Below are 14635 nucleotides of genomic sequence, written 5' to 3' on the forward strand. Positions count from 1 at the left end.
TTCCCGCCGCCTGCTGGCGCCGCTGTGCGTCGGTGTGGCCATGGCATGCGCCATGTCCGCGTCCCTGCCGGCCTGGGCTTCCCCGGCGGCCGCCAGCCCCGCGCGCTTTCCCGAGGCGGGCCGTACCATCCGCGTCATCGTGCCCTTCGTGGCCGGCGGCGGCGTGGACAGCGCGGCCCGGCTGTTCTCGGAGCAGTTGCGCAAGCAGCTGGGCGCCACGGTGATCGTCGAGAACCGTGTCGGCGGCAGCGGCGTCGTCGGCGGCCGCGCGGTGCAGGGCGCGCCCGCCGACGGCTACACCCTGCTGTTCTCGGCCGCCACGCATGTGCTGGCCAAGCAGGTGCTGGCCCATCCGCCCTACGACCCGCAGACCGATTTCGCACCGGTCGCCCGCGTGGGCGAGGCGCCGCTGATGCTGGTGATCTCGCCCCAGCATCCCTACGGCAAGCTGGGCGAGGTGCTGGCCGCGGGCGCCAAGAACACCTGGACGGCGGCCATCCCCGCCGTGGGCGCGCCCAGCCACCTGGCCACGCTGATGCTGGCGCAGCAGGGCCGCATGCAGCTCGAATACGTGCCCTACAAGGGCACGCAGCCAGCCCTGGTCGACGTGGGCGGGGGCCATGTGGATCTGCTGCTGGACTCCATGATCTCGGTGCTGCCCCTGGCCAAGGCGGGAAAGGTCAAGCCCATCGCCATCACCTCCGGCAAGCGCAGTCCGCTGGCGCCCGAGGTGCCCACGCTGCAGGAAAGCGGGCTGCCCCGGTTTGCCTACGTCTCCTGGTACGGCCTGTGGGCGCCGCGCGACACGCCGGCCGACCGCATACGCCGGCTCAACGAAGCGGCCAACGCCGCCGTCGCGGAGCTGGCGAAGTCGGGCGCCTTCGCCAGTCTCGGCATCGATCCGGTCACCGAAACCCCGGAGCAGTTCAAGCGCTTCATCGCGGCCGACGTGGCGCAGAGCGCCGAGCTGCTCAGGAGCGCGGGCTTCAAGCCCGAATAGCGGAGCGCGCCGCCCGCGCACCGCAGACAACACAAGAGAGGAGACGACATGAATGCATTGATGCGCCACATGGTGGCCGGCTTCCTGGGGCTCGCGGCCCTGCAGGCGGGAGCGCAGTCCTCGGTCACGCTGTCCGGCACGGTCGATCTGAGCGTGCGCCAGGTGCACAACCAGGGCCTGGGCTCGACCACGTCCCTGGCCAGCGGGGCCAACTCCACGAGCAAGCTGGTGCTGCGCGGCCAGGAAGACCTGGGCGCGGGGCTGAGCGCCGGCTTCTACCTGGATGGCACCCTCCTCGCCGACACGGGCGCCATGGGCGCCATGGGCGCCAGCGGCCCGTTCTGGGACCGCCGCTCCACCGTCAGCCTGGCGTCGCGGCAATGGGGCGAGCTGCGACTGGGCCGAGACTGGGTGCCCACCCACCTGGTCTGGAGCGGCTTCGATCCCTTCGCCACCCTGGGCATCGCGGGCGCCAACAGCTTCCGCTCCTTCACCGCATCGCGGGCGCTGGGACAGGCCTTCGGCACGGCGCCGGAATCCCAGTCGGCCAATCCCACGCTGCGCGTCAGCAACGCGGTGGAGTACTTCCTGCCCTCGGGACTGGGCGGGTTCCAGGGCAGCCTGATCGCCACGGCCGGCGAAAAGGGCACGACGGCGGCTGGCTTCACGCGCGCCACGGGCTTTCGGCTGGGCTGGACGGGCGCGGGCTGGAACCTGGCGGCCGCGCAGCTGACCACGCGCAACACCGCCAGCGGCACGCATTTCAAGGACCAGAGCTACGGCGTCTCCTACGACTTCGGCTGGCTCAAGGCCAGCCTGGCGCAGCGCCGCTGGATCCATGGCGCCGACCGCACGGTCAACACCCTGGTGGGCGCCAGCATCCCCGCCGGCCCCGGCGTGGTCAAGCTCAGCTACGTGAAGGCCGACCAGACCGGCGCCACGGCCGCGCAAAGCGCCAATGACGCGGACCTGCTGGGCCTGGGCTACGTCTATTCCCTGTCGCGGCGCACGGCGCTGTACGTGCATGCGGCGCGCATCTCCAACCGGGGCGGGGCGGCCTTCGCGGTGGCCGGCGGCCCCCCGGTCAGCGGCAGCCCCGCTGCGGCCAACTACTTTGGCGGGCGGACTTCGACAGGCTTGGAGGTCGGGCTGCGGCAGGACTTTTGACGGGCCTTCATTGCTGCACTGCATGCAGCAATGAACTGCACGGGGCCTGATTGCTGCCAGGGATCGCCTGCCCTACGCTGCCTGCATTTCACGGGAGCAAAGAAATGCCGCAAGGAATCAAGGTCCGAATCGACGCCGCAGGCACACCTGATGCCATGCGCCGGGTGCCGCTCGCAGTGCAGGCGCCCGGCCCGGGCGAGGTCTGGCTGGAGCAGACCGCCATCGGCGTGAATCCGCTCGATGTCAGCCAGCGCAAGGGGGCCGTGCCCATGGTCTTTCCCCCGGGGCTGGGCCTGGAGGGCGCGGGGCGGGTGGCGGCCGTGGGCGAGGGCGTGGCCCATGTGGCGGTCGGGGGTCGTGTGGGCTATGCCACGGGGCCGCTGGGCGCCTATGCCAGTGCGCGCCTGTACCCGGCCGAGCGCCTGGTCAGGCTGCCCGACGCCTTGGGCGACGAAGAAGCGGCGGCCCTGCTGTTGGGCGGGCATGAGAGACTGTCGCCCGCCGCCTCGACTGCCGAATCCTCCCGATGAAACAAGAATCCCCCGCGCCGGGCGCGCTCGCCGCCCTGCTGCCCTGGCTGTTCGTGCTGCTGTGGAGCACGGGCTTCATCGGCGCCAAGTTCGGGCTGCCCTATGTGCAGCCGCTGACCTTCCTGTCCATCCGCTATGCGGCGGTCATCGCGCTGATGCTGCCCGTGGCCCTGCTGCTGCGCGCGCCCTGGCCGCGCCCGGGCCGGCAGTGGCTGCACATCGCGGTCTCGGGCCTGTTCGTGCACGGCGTGTACCTGGCCGGCGTGTTCACGGCCATCGCCCATGGCCTGCCCTCCGGCGTCACGGCCCTGGTCGTGGGATTGCAGCCCCTGATCACGGCCCTGGTGGCGGGCCTGCTGCTGGGCGAGGCCGTGCGGCCACGGCAGTGGGCCGGGCTGGCCCTGGGGTTCGCGGGCGTGGCCCTGGTGGTGGCGGGCAAGATCGCCTCGGTGCCCACGGCGGCCCTGCTGTCCATGCTGGTGCCGGCCGTGGTGGCGCTGGCCGGGATCACGGCGGGCACGCTCTACCAGAAGCGCTTTTGCCCTGCGTTCGACCTGCGCACGGGGGCGGTGATCCAGTACCTGCCCTGTCTGGCCGTGACGGCGGCGCTGGCCGCCGGCACCGAGACGCTGCGCGTGGACTGGACGGGCGAGTTCGTCTTCGCCCTGGCCTGGCTGGTGCTGGTGCTGTCGGTGGGGGCCGTGGGCCTGCTGAACCTGCTGATCCGCCGCGGGGGGGCCGTCAACGTGGCCAGCCTGTTCTACCTGACGCCACCGGCCACGGCGCTGATCGCCTGGGCCCTGTTCGGCGAGACGCTGGCGGGACCGGCCCTGGCCGGCATGGCGATCACGGCCGTGGGCGTGTGGCTGGCGCGCCGCTGAACCACGGGGACAAGGCAGAGCGGAGATACTGGCGTCCTGCCCGTCACCGCTCCGGCTTTCCCTCCCATGCCCATCAATGAACTGCGCGCCATCGCCACCTTCGCCAAGGCGGTGGAACTCGGCAGCCTGCGCCAGGCGGCGCGGGCCCAGGGTGTCAGCCCCCAGGCGGCCAGCCAGGCCGTGGCCCAGCTGGAGCAGCACCTGGGCGTGCGCCTGCTGCACCGCACCACGCGCAGCCTGGCGCTGACCGAGGAAGGCCAGCATTTCCTGGAGAACACCCAGCCGGCCCTGGCCGCGCTGGACCGGGCGCTGAGCCTGGCGCGCGAGAGCCGGGAAGAGATCGCGGGCCCGCTGCGCATCGTGGGTCCCAAGTCCTCGTTCGCGCCCGTGCTCATGCCCCTGGTCGATGCGTTCTGCCGCAGGCACCCGGGCATCGTGCCCGACGTGCGGCTGGACGACGGCATCGGCAACTGGGTGCTGGACCGCGTGGACGTGGGCTTTCGCATCGGCGTCTCGCCCGATGAGAGCGTGATCGCGCGCAGGCTGTTCCCGATACAGCTGTTTATCTGCGCGGCGCCCGAGTACCTGCAAAGGCACGGCGTGCCCCGCAGCCTGGACGACCTGGCAGGGCACCGCTGCAGCGTGTTCCGCCATGGGGCGACGGACAATGTGCTGCCCTGGTACCTGAAGGTGGGCGACGAGATCGAGCACCGCTACATGACGGCCGCGCTGTCCACCAACGATGCCGAGCTGGAACTGCATGCCGTGCTCTCCGGCCAGGTGCTGGGGCAGCTGGCCAACATCGCCGCGGCGCCGCACATCCGCGCCGGGCGCCTGGTGCCGCTGCTGCTGGCGCATTCCTGCGAGCACATCGGCCTGCATGTCTACTACGGCAGCCGGGCGTCCGTGCCCCGGCGCGTGCGTGCCTTCATCGACATGGCGGTGGAGCGCATGCAGGACGGTGCGGGGCATGTGCTGACCGCCCGGGAACTGGCCGCCGCTGCGGGGGGCGGCGGCTAGGGTCTCAGGCCAGGTCGAAGGGCAGCTTGCGCACGGGCTTGCCCGTCAACTGCGCCACGGCGTTGGCGAAGGCCGGCGCCAGCGGCGGCAGGCCGGGCTCGCCCATGCCCGTGGGCGGTTCGGCGCTGGGCACGATGTGGACGGCGATCTCGGGCATGTCGGTGATGCGCGGCACGGCGAAGTCGCCGAAGTTGCTTTGCTCCACCACGCCATCCTTGAGCGTGATCGCCGCGCCGGGCAGGCACATGGACAGGCCCATGAGGGCCGCGCCCTGGATCTGCGCCTCGATGGTGCGCGGGTTCACGGCCAGGTTGCAGTGCACGCCGGCTGTGGCCTTGTGCAGTACCGGGCGGCCCTCCTTGACCGAGGCCTCGACCACATAGGCCACCACGGTATCGAAGGATTCGTGCACCGCCACGCCCCAGGCGCGGCCCGAGGGCAGCTGGCGCTTGCCGTAGCCGCTCTTGTCCACGGCCAGCTGCAACGCGCTGCGGTGGCGCGGATGCCTGTCGCCGAACAGCTGCATGCGGTAGGCCACGGGATCCTGGCGGCTGCCGCGCGCGATCTCGTCGATCAGCGTCTCCATGACGAAGGCCGTGTGGGTCGAGCCCACGCTGCGCCACCAGAGCACGGGCACGTTGACCTTGGGATGGTGCACGGTCAGGCGCATGGGCAGCGGATAGGGCTCGCGCATGCCCTCCACGGCCGTGGCGTCGATGCCGTTCTTGACCATGCCGCCCTCGAACATGGTGCCTGCCGTGATCGACTGGCCCACGATGGCATGGTCCCAGGCCAGCACCTTGCCGCGCTCGTCGAAACCGATCTTCGCGCGGTGCAGGTGCATGGGGCGGTAGTAGCCGCCCTTGATGTCGTCCTCGCGGCTCCAGACCATGCGCACGGGCGCCTTCAGTCCTGCGCCGCGCGCGGCCAGGGCCACCTGGCAGGCCTCGACCACATAGTCGCTGGTGCCCACGCCACGGCGCCCGAAGCCGCCTCCGGCCATCTGCACATGCACGCGCACCTGCTCGGGCTTGAGGCCCAGCACGCGCGCGGCGGCCATCCCGTCCACGCCCGCGAACTGCGTGCCCAGGTAGAGGTCGGCACCGGCCTCGCCCGTCTCTGCCATCCGCACCGTGCAGTTCAGCGGCTCCATGGGGGCGTGGGCCAGGTAGGGGAAGCTGAACTCGGCCTCGATATGGCGGGGGGCCTTGTCCAGCGCCGAGATGTCGGCATCGAAGTGGCGCGCGCCGGGCTGCGTGGCCAGTGCGCGGTACTGGGCCAGCTGGCGCTCGCTGTCCACCTTCTCGACGGCGTCCGTATCCCATTGCGCCCTGAGCGCCTCGCGGCCCTTGCGCGCGGGCCAGTAGCCCGTGGCGATCACGGCCACGCCTTCGCCGCCGCCATCGACGGGCACGCGCAGCACGGCCTTGACGCCGGGCACGGCGCGCGCGGCGGCATCGTCGAGTGAGGCCAGTCTGGCCTTGAAGACAGGCGGGTGGGCGATCACCGCGGTCAGCTGGCCCGGCAGGTGCATGTCGATGCCGAAGCTCTGCTGGCCGCTGCTCTTGGCGCGTGCGTCGATGCGGCCCGTGGGCTTGCCGATGAGGCGGAAGTCCCTGGCCTGCTTGAGCTGCACGGTGGCCGGAACGGGCTGGGCCATGGCGGCCTGGGCCAGCTCGCCATAGCCGAGCTTCTTGCCGGCCGGGCCCAGCACGAAGCCTTCGCGCGTGCGCAGCGTGGCGGCATCGACCTTCCAGCGCTCGGCGGCGGCGGCCACCAGCATGGCCCGCGCGCGGGCGCCGAGTTCGCGGTATTGCGTGAAGCTGTGCTTGAGGGCCGTGGAGCCGCCCGTCATCTGGATGCCGAAGCGCGGATCGGCATAGGCCGGGTCATTGCCGCCCAGGCGCGCGCGGACCTTGCTCCAGTCGGCATCCAGCTCCTCGGCCAGCACCATGGGCAGTGCGGTGTGCACGCCCTGGCCGAATTCCAGCCGGTTGATGGCCACGGTCACTTCGCCATCGGGCGAGATTTCCACGAAGGACGAGGGCTGCTCGGTGGGCTTGAGGCCAGGGGCCGCATTGCCGGCCGGCGCCTGCGCCATGGCGGGAAAGACGCCCAGCGCCAGCGAACCCGCGCCGGCCAGTTTCAGGAAGCTGCGCCGCTGCATGCCGGTGGCGGTGCCGGTGGCGGCCTCGTCACGCTCCAGGATGTGGCGCAGGGCGCGCGGCAGTTCGGCGGGGTGCAAGGTGTTCAGCATGGTGTCTGCTCCTTTCAGCCCAGGGTGCGCGCGGCATCGGCCACGGCCGTGCGGATGCGCGCATAGGTGCCGCAGCGGCAGATGTTGCCCGCCATGGCGGCATCGATCTCCTCTGCGCTCGGTTTCTTGCCCTTGGGCAGGGTCTTGAGGAAGGCCGTGGCGCTCATGATCTGCCCGCTCTGGCAGTAGCCGCACTGGGCCACGTCGTGGCGCACCCAGGCATCGCGCACGGCGGTGCCCACGCGGTCGCTGCCCGAGGTCATGGCTTCTATGGTGGTGATCTTCTGGCCGGCCGCCGCCGAGATCGGTGTCACGCACGAACGTATGGCCTGGCCGTTCATGTGCACGGTGCAGGCGCCGCACAGCGCCGCGCCGCAGCCGAACTTGGTGCCGGTCATCTCCAGCGTGTCGCGCAGCGCCCACAGGATGGGCGTGTCGGGATCCAGGTCCACGGAAACGGCCTTGCCGTTGATGGTGAGATCGGTCATTGCTTCTCTCCTTTGTTCGATCCGGTCATGCGGGGGTGGGGACCCCGCGTCAGTGTCGCGCGCATCTCCGTTTTCAGAAAGCGGGGACGCGCCGAGGCGCGAATATAGGAAGAGCGCGGACCGGCCACTAGTCCTGCCGTCCTTGAAGGATTGGCAAGGAAAAGTTGCCAATCGCCGATCGAGCGGGTCCCTGAGGGGCCGCGGGTCCATGGTGGCTGTCGCCAGCGGCATGGGTGTGGCGGAGCATTGCGCGCGCCGACCCGGTGCCCGGTGCAGGCTCAATGCACGAAGCCGCCCTTGACGAAGCGCACCGGCTCCGCGTCCATGCGTGCGATCAGGGCTCCCAGGCCGTCGGCGGCAGGGCCGGTGGCGGGCCAGGCGACCGTGTCCGTGCGGCAGACCAGGTCGTCTTCCGACCAGCCCGCCGCGCCGGGCCGTGACAGGGCGCGCAGCCAGCCGTCGCGGTCGCCCATCCATTGCATGCCCTCCAGCCGGGTGGACCCGCTGATCAGGGCCATGGCCTGCCAGGCGCGCGGGTCGGTGACGGTGCAGTCCAGCGCGGCGTTGCCCGCGGGTTCGTCCGGCCGCAGTTGCAGGCTGACCAGGCGCGGGTCTTCCTGGACTTGCGCGGCACCGGCCACCAGCCTCAGGCGCTGCTGGCGGCTTTGCCATGCCTGCAGGCGCCGCAGAGGCTGGCCGGCGCAGCGCACGTCCATGTCGGGCAGGCCCACGGGATAGGGCCAGGTGCCCGCGATCCGCAGCATCTGGCCGGCGGCCTGGGCTTTCATGAAGTCGATCAGGGCCCAGGCGTCGTCGCTGGACAGGCGGCCCGACTGGCCATGCGCCTGCGGGCCGGTCTCCGACTGCACGGTGCGCGTGTCATGAAGAATCGTCCAGAGCAGGTCGCCATCGGCGCGGCGCCACAGCAGGGGGCTGGTGAAGTTGGGTGGCCAGGGGGACTGGCGGGCTGCCAGCGGGCCATGGCCACGCCCGTCCGCGCCATGGCAGGCCACGCAGTGCCGTGCATAGGCCTGGCTGCCGCGCGCGATGCTTTCCACGCTGAAGCCCGTGGGCGAGGCATGCAGGCTGGTGGGACGGGCGGGCACCAGGACCAGATCGGCACGCGGCCAGGGCGCCAGCGCCAGGACCAGCACGGCCAGGCCCAGGGCCGGCCACCGCGTGCGCCGGATGGACAGCGCCAGCACCAGCAGCGCGGCGGCCGTCGCCAGGGCAGCCAGCGACCACAGCAGGCCGCGTGCCTGCCCCAGGTCGATGAGCAGGTTCTCGCCCGACAGGCGCAGGGCCCAGGGCCAGGCGGGCTGGCCGTCCACCCTCGGTACCAGGCCCAGGCCGTGCAGCGCCTGCAGCAGGCCTGCCTGGGCCTGCTGCAGGGCGGCGATCAAGGGGTTCAGCCACTCGGGGGCGTCGCTGCGCTGCATGAAGTCCGTGGTTCCTACCAGGTCTGGTCCAGGCCCAGGTGGCGCAGCGCCTCATGGCGCAGTTCGGCCAGGCGGGCATGGCCGCGCTGGCGCGGGTAGGGCAGGTCCACCGGCAGCTCGGCCACGATGCGCGCGGGCCGCTGGCTGAAGACCAGCACGCGGTTGGCGAGGAACAGGGCCTCTTCCACGTCGTGCGTGACCAGCAGCACGGAAAAGCCGGCACGCTGCCAGATCCTGAGGATCTCGCTTTGCATGGCCAGCCGCGTCAGCGAGTCCAGTTTGCCCAGCGGCTCGTCCAGGATCAGCAGGCGCGGGTCGTTGACCAGGGCGCGGGCCAGTGCCGCGCGCTGGGCCATGCCGCCCGACAGCTGGTGGGGATGGCTGTCCGCGAACTCCGTGAGGCCGACCAGGCGCAGCGCCTCGGCGATGCGGTGCGACTGGCTGCCCAGCAGGCCGCGCGCCTGCAGGCCCAGGGCCACGTTGCCGTGCACGGTGCGCCAGGGAAACAGCGTGGGGTCCTGGAAGACCACGATGCGCGAAGGATCGGGCTCGGTGATGGGCGTGCCATCCTGGGTCACGGCGCCTGCCGTGGGGGCATCCAGCCCCGCCACCAGGCGCAGCAGGGTGGATTTTCCGCAGCCACTGGGGCCCAGCAGGGCGACGAATTCGCCGGGACGCACCCGCAGGCTGACGTCGTCGAGCACCTGCAGGGCCGTGCGCCCCTGGCCGAACCAGTGGCTGACGGACTGCACGTCGATGGCGGCGCCCGTGATGGCCGATGCCGGTGCCGTGGGGGCCGTGTCTGCAGCGGTCACCATTTGACGGTTCCCTTCTGCCAGGACAGCACACGGTCGCGCACCGTGAACAGCAGCGTGATCAGTCCCGAGCACAGCACGGCCATGACCAGCAGCGCCGTATACATGTTGGCGTAGGCGGCCCAGCCCTGGGCCCACTGCAGGTACCAGCCCAGGCCGGCCTTCACGCCCATCATCTCGGCCGTGATCAGCACCGAGAACGAAGCGCCCAGCCCCATGAACAGGCCCACGAAGACCTGGGGCAGGGCGGCCGGAATGGCCACGCGCAGCACCAGGAACCAGGACGAGGCGCCCAGCGTGCGGGCCACGTCGTAGTAGCTCTTGCCCACCGAGGCCACGCCCGACCAGGTCAGCACGGCCACGGGGAAGAAGGTGGCCAGGGCCACCAGGAAGACCGCGGCCGAGTAGCTCGACGGTGCGAAGAAGAAGGCCAGCGGCAGCAGGGCCGAGGCCGGTACGGGGCCCAGGAAGCGCAGCAGCGGATGCACCCAGTAGCCCGCGATGCGCGACCAGCCGATCCACACCCCTGTCAGAAAGCCGACCAGGGCGCCGATGACGATGCCGTTGAGCAGCAGCCGCAGCGAGTGCAATGTGGACAGGCCCAGACGCTGCCAGTCCTCGTGGACCACATCGATGAGGCTCTGCGGCGGCGCGAAGAAGGGCGGCGGCAGCACGCCCAGCTTGGCCGTCAATGTTTCCCACAGCGCCAGCAGCAGCGGCGCGGCCACCAGCCAGGCGCCTGCAGGCCGCAGCCAGCGGTCCAGGCGTGGCGCCTTCTGCAGTTGCAGCACGGCGGCGGCCAGCAGCGCCAGCGCGGCCACCAGGGCGGTGATGCCGAACTCCCGGGTGAAGGCCCATTCGCTGAAGCCGATCTCCTTGTTGGGCCACAGCAGCGTGAGCATGCCCAGCCCGGCCCAGGCGGCAGCGGCCAGCAGGCCCGTGCGCCACAGCCGGCCTGCTGGTGCTGCGGCAGCCGGTGCTGCGGCAGCCGTGGACGCGGGATCTGCCGCGCCGTGCGCGGCCAGGCGCCAATCGTGTCCTGCGGTGCTCATGCCAGCACGTCCAGCGTGATGTGGTTGGCGAAGCGGACCGGATCGGTCTGCTTCCTGAGCACGCCGGCCGTGCGGAAGTCGGCGGCGAAGGCCTGGACCTCGTCGCGCAGCGGCTTGCCGTGCGGGTGGTGCTTGAAGGTCAGCTCGGCCAGCAGGCGCTGCAGGTCTTCGACGGGCACCTTGGGCGAGTATTTCGCGAAGATCTTCGCGGTTTCGTTGGGGTTCTCCGCGATGTAGTCGGAGGCCTGGGTGAGGGCGCGCACCACGTTGGCTGCGGCCGCCTTGTCGGCCTTGGCGAACCGGGCGCCCGCGCCGATCACGCAGCAGATGCTTTCGGCGTATTCGCCCTTGGCGCTGTTGCCCAGTTCGAGGAAGGTGCCGGGGTTGCGCTTTTCGATCAGGTAGAGGTTGGGGTCGCCGTCGGCGATGGCCTGGATCTCGCCCTTTTTCGCCGCCACGTCCAGCAGGTCGGCCGGGTAGACGCGCCATTCGATGTCCTTGTCCACGTCCAGGCCGCGCTTGGCCAGGTGGATGGCGTAGAACTGCCTGGCCGGGCTGTTGAGGTCGGCCACGCCGATGGTCTTGCCCTTGAGCGTCTTCGGCTCCAGCGTGACACCGGCCGACCGCACGCCCACCAGGCGCAGGCAGCCGCCGTGCACGCTGCCGATGAGCTTGACGTCCAGGCCCGCCTCCAGCGGCTTGATCCAGCGGTGGATCAGGCCCGCGCCGGCGTCGGCCTTGCCCGTGGCCAGGGCTTCGAGCAACTGGTCGGCCGAGCCGCCCCAGTTGAGCAATTCCACGTCCAGGCCGTTGCGCTCGAAGAAGCCGCGCTCCAGCGCCACGGGAATCGGCGAATGGCAAAAGCTTGCCTGGCTCCAGGCGAAGGTGATCTTGCGGCGCGGCTGCGCCCCTGCGCGGCCACTGAACCAGGCGGCCGAGCCCAGGGCGCCGGCGGCGGCTCCGCCACGCAGCAGCGTGCGTCGCGACAGCGAAGGCCCGGTCGTGGTGCAGTCGGCGCACTGGTGGTCTTGGGGTGTGTGGGGTGTATGGGGCGTGCGGGTCATGGAACTCCCTCCGAAACGGTTTCAGGACTGCCGATCCTGGTCCCACACCGCCTGGTCTCCAACGAAGCAAAACGCGCATTCATATGTGTCCGGCAAATAGGCGAACGGCGGCCGCTCGACATGCGCAAACCGAATAAGCGAACGCATTTTTCTTCGTAGTGCGCAGCAGGAGGGCTCCGAATAATGGGCTGCATCGACGACTTTTCAGGAGCCTTCCATGAGCGCAGCCATCGGCACCGGACCCGCGCCGCACGAGCAGCACGACGTGGCCAGCGATGCCCTGTGGCAGCAGGACACGCAGGCCCTGCACGCCGGTTACCGGGGGCGCGAGCAGCAGCGCAGCGCGGCCGTGCCCATCTACCAGACCACCTCCTTCGTGTTCGACAGCGCCCAGCATGGCGCCAACCTGTTCGGCCTGGTCGAAGAGGGCGACGTCTACTCGCGCACGGCCAATCCCACGCTGGCCGTGCTGGAGCAGCGCATCGCCGCGCTCGAAGGCGGCGTGGCGGCACTGGCGCTGGCGTCGGGCATGGCGGCCATCGACGTGGCGCTGGCCACGCTGGCCGGCGCTGGCGACCATGTGGTCGTGGCTTCGCAACTGTATGGCGGAACGCACAACTTCATCGCCCATGTGCTGGCCTCGCGCGGCGTGCAGAGCACGGCCGTGGCCAAGGATGACTTCGAGGCGCTGCGCCGGGCCATAGGGCCGCGGACCAAGGCCGTTTTCGTGGAGTCGGTGGGCAACCCCTCTGGCGGCATCGCAGACCTGCGCCAGCTGGCCGACATCAGCCATGCGGCTGGCGTGGCGCTGGTGGTGGACAACACCGTGGCCTCGCCGTTGCTGTTGCGGCCCTTCGACTGGGGTGCCGACATCGTCGTGCACTCGGCCACCAAGGCCATTGGCGGCCATGGCAATGTGCTGGGTGGACTGATCGTGGACAGCGGGCGCTTCGACTGGCGGGCCCATGCACGGCGCTATCCGCAGTTCAGCGCGCCCGAACCGGCCTACCAGGGCTTCATCTTCACGGAGAAGTTTCCGGACCGCGCCTTCATCGCGCGGGCCCGCGCCGTGCTGCTGCGCAACTGCGGCGCGGCGCTGGCGCCGCACAGCGCCTTCCTGCTGCTGCAGGGGCTGGAGACGCTGGCCCTGCGCCAGCAGCGCGCCAGCGGCAACACGCTGGCGGTGATCGGGTTCCTGCAGGCGCATCCGCTGGTCGAGCGCATCCACCATGTCAGCCAGCCCGGCCATGCCGATCACCTGCTGGCCAGGCGCCAGCTGCGCGGCGCGCAGGTGCCGGCCCTGCTGGGCTTCGAGCTGCGCGGCGGCCGGCAGGTCGCGCGTGCCTTCTATGACGCGCTGCACCTGTTCCTGCGCCTGGTCAACATCGGCGACAGCAAGTCGCTGGCCGCGATCCCTGCAGAAACCACGCACAGCCTGCTGAGCGACGAGGAACTGGCGCGCGCGGGCATTGCCCCCGGGCTGGTGCGCCTGTCCATCGGCATCGAGCACCCGCAGGACCTGCTGGCCGACCTGGCCCAGGCGCTGGAGCGCGCGGCAGCCGCGCATGGGGCGACGGCCCCGGCGCGCGGGCAGCGCCTGGCCGCCTGAACCATCCCGGCCATCCGAGCCGCCACCTGATCCGCTTCCTTTTCCCACCATCGCCGGAACGTCCGCATGAGCACCTTGACTGAACCCACCCTTGAGGCCGCGGCCCTTGCGCAGCCGGCCGCGGCGCTGCCCGTCATCGACCTGCGGGCCCTGCGCGCGCCGGCCACGCGCGAACAGGCGCTGCGCCACCTGGCGCACACCGCGCGCGATACCGGATTCTTCTACCTGGAAGGCCACGGCATTGGCGCCGGCGCCTGGCAGGGCATACAGCGGCGCGCGCGCGAATTCTTCGCGCTACCGCTGGCGGCCAAGCAGGCGCTGGCCATCGCCAACACCCGGCACTTTCGCGGCTACACGGCCGTGGGCATGGAGATCACGCGCCAGCGGCCCGACCAGCGCGAGCAGATCGACATCGGCGAGGAATCGCCCGAGATCCCCGCAGGCCCTGGCGTGCCGGACTGGAAGGGGCTGCAGGGACCCAACCAGTGGCCGCAGGGCCTGCCCGGGTTCCGCGAGGAAGTGCTGGCCTGGCAGGCGGCGGCCCATGGCGTGGCGCTGGAGCTGCTGCGCCATTTCGTGGCCGCGCTGCAGCTGCCCGAGGGCGCGCTGGACGCGCTGGTCAGCGGACTGCCGGCGCACCGCAGCAAGATCATCCACTACCCGGGAAGCGACGCCGGAGCCGCGGGCCAGGGCGTGGGCGCCCACAAGGATGGCGGCCTGCTGACCCTGCTGCTGCAAGATGAGGTGGGCGGACTGCAGGTGGAGACTGCGGGCGGCTGGGTCGATGTGCCGCCGCGCGACGGCGCCTTCGTCATCAACATCGGCGAGATGCTGGAGCTGGCCACCAATGGCTACCTGCGCGCCAACGTGCACCGCGTGCTCGTGCCCCGGGCGGGTGTGGAGCGCTACTCCATCGCCTATTTCCTGGCGCCGCGCCTGGATCTGGGCCAGGTGCCGCTGCTGACGCTGCCGCCCGAGCTGGCCCTGCTGGCCACCGGCCCCGAAAGCGATCCCGACAACCCGCTGTTCAGCCATGTGGGCGAGAACGCGCTCAAGGGCCGCGTGCGCTCCCACCTGGATGTGGCCGAGCGCTTCTATCCCGAACATTTCGCCCGCCTGCAGGCACAGGCCCGCGCCGCGGGCCGCGAATTGCGTCCCGGAGCGTATTCGCCCCCCTGAGCGGCTGCGCCGCTTCCCCCCGCCCTCGCAGCGCTATGCACTGCGGGCAGGGGGACGCAGCCCTCGCTGCGGGGCGGCCCTTGCTCGGCTGCCCTGGCTTGGGTCATGCGCGCTTTGATGGCTTCGGGGCACAA

Annotated in this window: 12 protein-coding genes and 1 pseudogene; 7 read left to right on the forward strand and 6 right to left on the reverse strand. The window is 71.1% G+C overall.

What is annotated here, in order from left to right:
- The first annotated feature begins 40 nt into the window (after positions 1 to 40).
- The 5 genes and pseudogenes from L1Z78_RS04980 to L1Z78_RS05000 all read left to right on the forward strand — a co-directional run bounded on the left by L1Z78_RS04980 (position 41) and on the right by L1Z78_RS05000 (position 4598).
- Positions 41 to 1000, forward strand: a complete 960-nt coding sequence (locus L1Z78_RS04980; protein WP_418921705.1) for a Bug family tripartite tricarboxylate transporter substrate binding protein — start codon at positions 41 to 43, stop codon at positions 998 to 1000.
- A gap of 48 nt (positions 1001 to 1048) precedes the next feature.
- Entirely contained in the window at positions 1049 to 2167 is a 1119-nt protein-coding gene (locus tag L1Z78_RS04985) for a porin (RefSeq protein WP_234640452.1), read from the forward strand.
- Positions 2168 to 2322: 155 nt separating this feature from the next.
- Positions 2323 to 2649, forward strand: a pseudogene (locus tag L1Z78_RS04990) (alcohol dehydrogenase catalytic domain-containing protein); the annotation flags it as partial.
- Between the two features lie 44 nt (positions 2650 to 2693).
- On the forward strand, positions 2694 to 3578 hold the full coding sequence (locus L1Z78_RS04995) for a DMT family transporter (protein WP_234640453.1): 885 nt from the start codon (positions 2694 to 2696) through the stop codon (positions 3576 to 3578).
- A gap of 66 nt (positions 3579 to 3644) precedes the next feature.
- On the forward strand, positions 3645 to 4598 hold the full coding sequence (locus tag L1Z78_RS05000; RefSeq protein ID WP_234640454.1) for a LysR family transcriptional regulator: 954 nt from the start codon (positions 3645 to 3647) through the stop codon (positions 4596 to 4598).
- Between the two features lie 4 nt (positions 4599 to 4602).
- Here the strand turns inward: L1Z78_RS05000 and L1Z78_RS05005 are convergent, their stop codons facing one another.
- From L1Z78_RS05005 to L1Z78_RS05030, 6 genes are all read right to left on the reverse strand, one after another.
- Positions 4603 to 6855 carry a xanthine dehydrogenase family protein molybdopterin-binding subunit gene (locus L1Z78_RS05005; protein ID WP_234640455.1) on the reverse strand — a complete coding sequence of 751 codons (2253 nt, stop codon included), beginning with the start codon at positions 6853 to 6855 and terminating at the stop codon, positions 4603 to 4605.
- Between the two features lie 14 nt (positions 6856 to 6869).
- Positions 6870 to 7343, reverse strand: coding sequence for a (2Fe-2S)-binding protein (locus tag L1Z78_RS05010; RefSeq protein ID WP_234640456.1), 474 nt, complete (start codon positions 7341 to 7343; stop codon positions 6870 to 6872).
- Positions 7344 to 7621: 278 nt separating this feature from the next.
- Positions 7622 to 8782 carry a c-type cytochrome gene (locus L1Z78_RS05015; protein ID WP_234640457.1) on the reverse strand — a complete coding sequence of 387 codons (1161 nt, stop codon included), beginning with the start codon at positions 8780 to 8782 and terminating at the stop codon, positions 7622 to 7624.
- 14 nt (positions 8783 to 8796) lie between these two features.
- Positions 8797 to 9600 (reverse strand): ABC transporter ATP-binding protein, encoded by an 804-nt coding sequence (locus L1Z78_RS05020; RefSeq protein WP_234640458.1) that lies wholly within the window; start codon positions 9598 to 9600, stop codon positions 8797 to 8799.
- The gene (locus tag L1Z78_RS05025; RefSeq protein WP_234640459.1) at positions 9594 to 10649 is read right to left on the reverse strand and encodes an ABC transporter permease; all 1056 of its coding nucleotides are present in this window, start codon (positions 10647 to 10649) and stop codon (positions 9594 to 9596) included. Before L1Z78_RS05025 ends, L1Z78_RS05020 begins: the two co-directional genes overlap by 7 nt.
- Complete coding sequence (locus tag L1Z78_RS05030) at positions 10646 to 11713, reverse strand: ABC transporter substrate-binding protein (protein WP_234640460.1); 1068 nt, start codon at positions 11711 to 11713, stop codon at positions 10646 to 10648. Before L1Z78_RS05030 ends, L1Z78_RS05025 begins: the two co-directional genes overlap by 4 nt.
- Positions 11714 to 11930: 217 nt before the next feature.
- Between L1Z78_RS05030 and L1Z78_RS05035 the strand changes: the two genes are divergently transcribed.
- Positions 11931 to 13322 carry an O-acetylhomoserine aminocarboxypropyltransferase/cysteine synthase family protein gene (locus L1Z78_RS05035; RefSeq protein WP_234640461.1) on the forward strand — a complete coding sequence of 464 codons (1392 nt, stop codon included), beginning with the start codon at positions 11931 to 11933 and terminating at the stop codon, positions 13320 to 13322.
- A gap of 66 nt (positions 13323 to 13388) precedes the next feature.
- Positions 13389 to 14501 (forward strand): isopenicillin N synthase family dioxygenase, encoded by a 1113-nt coding sequence (locus L1Z78_RS05040; protein ID WP_234640462.1) that lies wholly within the window; start codon positions 13389 to 13391, stop codon positions 14499 to 14501.
- Positions 14502 to 14635 lie beyond the last annotated feature (134 nt).

This window comes from Delftia tsuruhatensis, assembly GCF_903815225.1.
In the GTDB taxonomy this organism is placed as follows: Bacteria; Pseudomonadota; Gammaproteobacteria; order Burkholderiales; family Burkholderiaceae_C; genus Comamonas; species Comamonas tsuruhatensis_A.

Bases quoted from the DNA above. Each gene is read 5' to 3' on its own strand.
- L1Z78_RS04980 (WP_418921705.1), top strand. From the start codon at position 41: ATGGCATGCGCCATGTCCGCGTCCCTGCCGGCCTGGGCTTCCCCGGCG.
- L1Z78_RS04985 (WP_234640452.1), top strand. From the start codon at position 1,049: ATGAATGCATTGATGCGCCACATGGTGGCCGGCTTCCTGGGGCTCGCG.
- L1Z78_RS04995 (WP_234640453.1), top strand. From the start codon at position 2,694: ATGAAACAAGAATCCCCCGCGCCGGGCGCGCTCGCCGCCCTGCTGCCC.
- L1Z78_RS05000 (WP_234640454.1), top strand. From the start codon at position 3,645: ATGCCCATCAATGAACTGCGCGCCATCGCCACCTTCGCCAAGGCGGTG.
- L1Z78_RS05005 (WP_234640455.1), bottom strand. From the start codon at position 6,855: ATGCTGAACACCTTGCACCCCGCCGAACTGCCGCGCGCCCTGCGCCAC.
- L1Z78_RS05010 (WP_234640456.1), bottom strand. From the start codon at position 7,343: ATGACCGATCTCACCATCAACGGCAAGGCCGTTTCCGTGGACCTGGAT.
- L1Z78_RS05015 (WP_234640457.1), bottom strand. From the start codon at position 8,782: ATGCAGCGCAGCGACGCCCCCGAGTGGCTGAACCCCTTGATCGCCGCC.
- L1Z78_RS05020 (WP_234640458.1), bottom strand. From the start codon at position 9,600: ATGGTGACCGCTGCAGACACGGCCCCCACGGCACCGGCATCGGCCATC.
- L1Z78_RS05025 (WP_234640459.1), bottom strand. From the start codon at position 10,649: ATGAGCACCGCAGGACACGATTGGCGCCTGGCCGCGCACGGCGCGGCA.
- L1Z78_RS05030 (WP_234640460.1), bottom strand. From the start codon at position 11,713: ATGACCCGCACGCCCCATACACCCCACACACCCCAAGACCACCAGTGC.
- L1Z78_RS05035 (WP_234640461.1), top strand. From the start codon at position 11,931: ATGAGCGCAGCCATCGGCACCGGACCCGCGCCGCACGAGCAGCACGAC.
- L1Z78_RS05040 (WP_234640462.1), top strand. From the start codon at position 13,389: ATGAGCACCTTGACTGAACCCACCCTTGAGGCCGCGGCCCTTGCGCAG.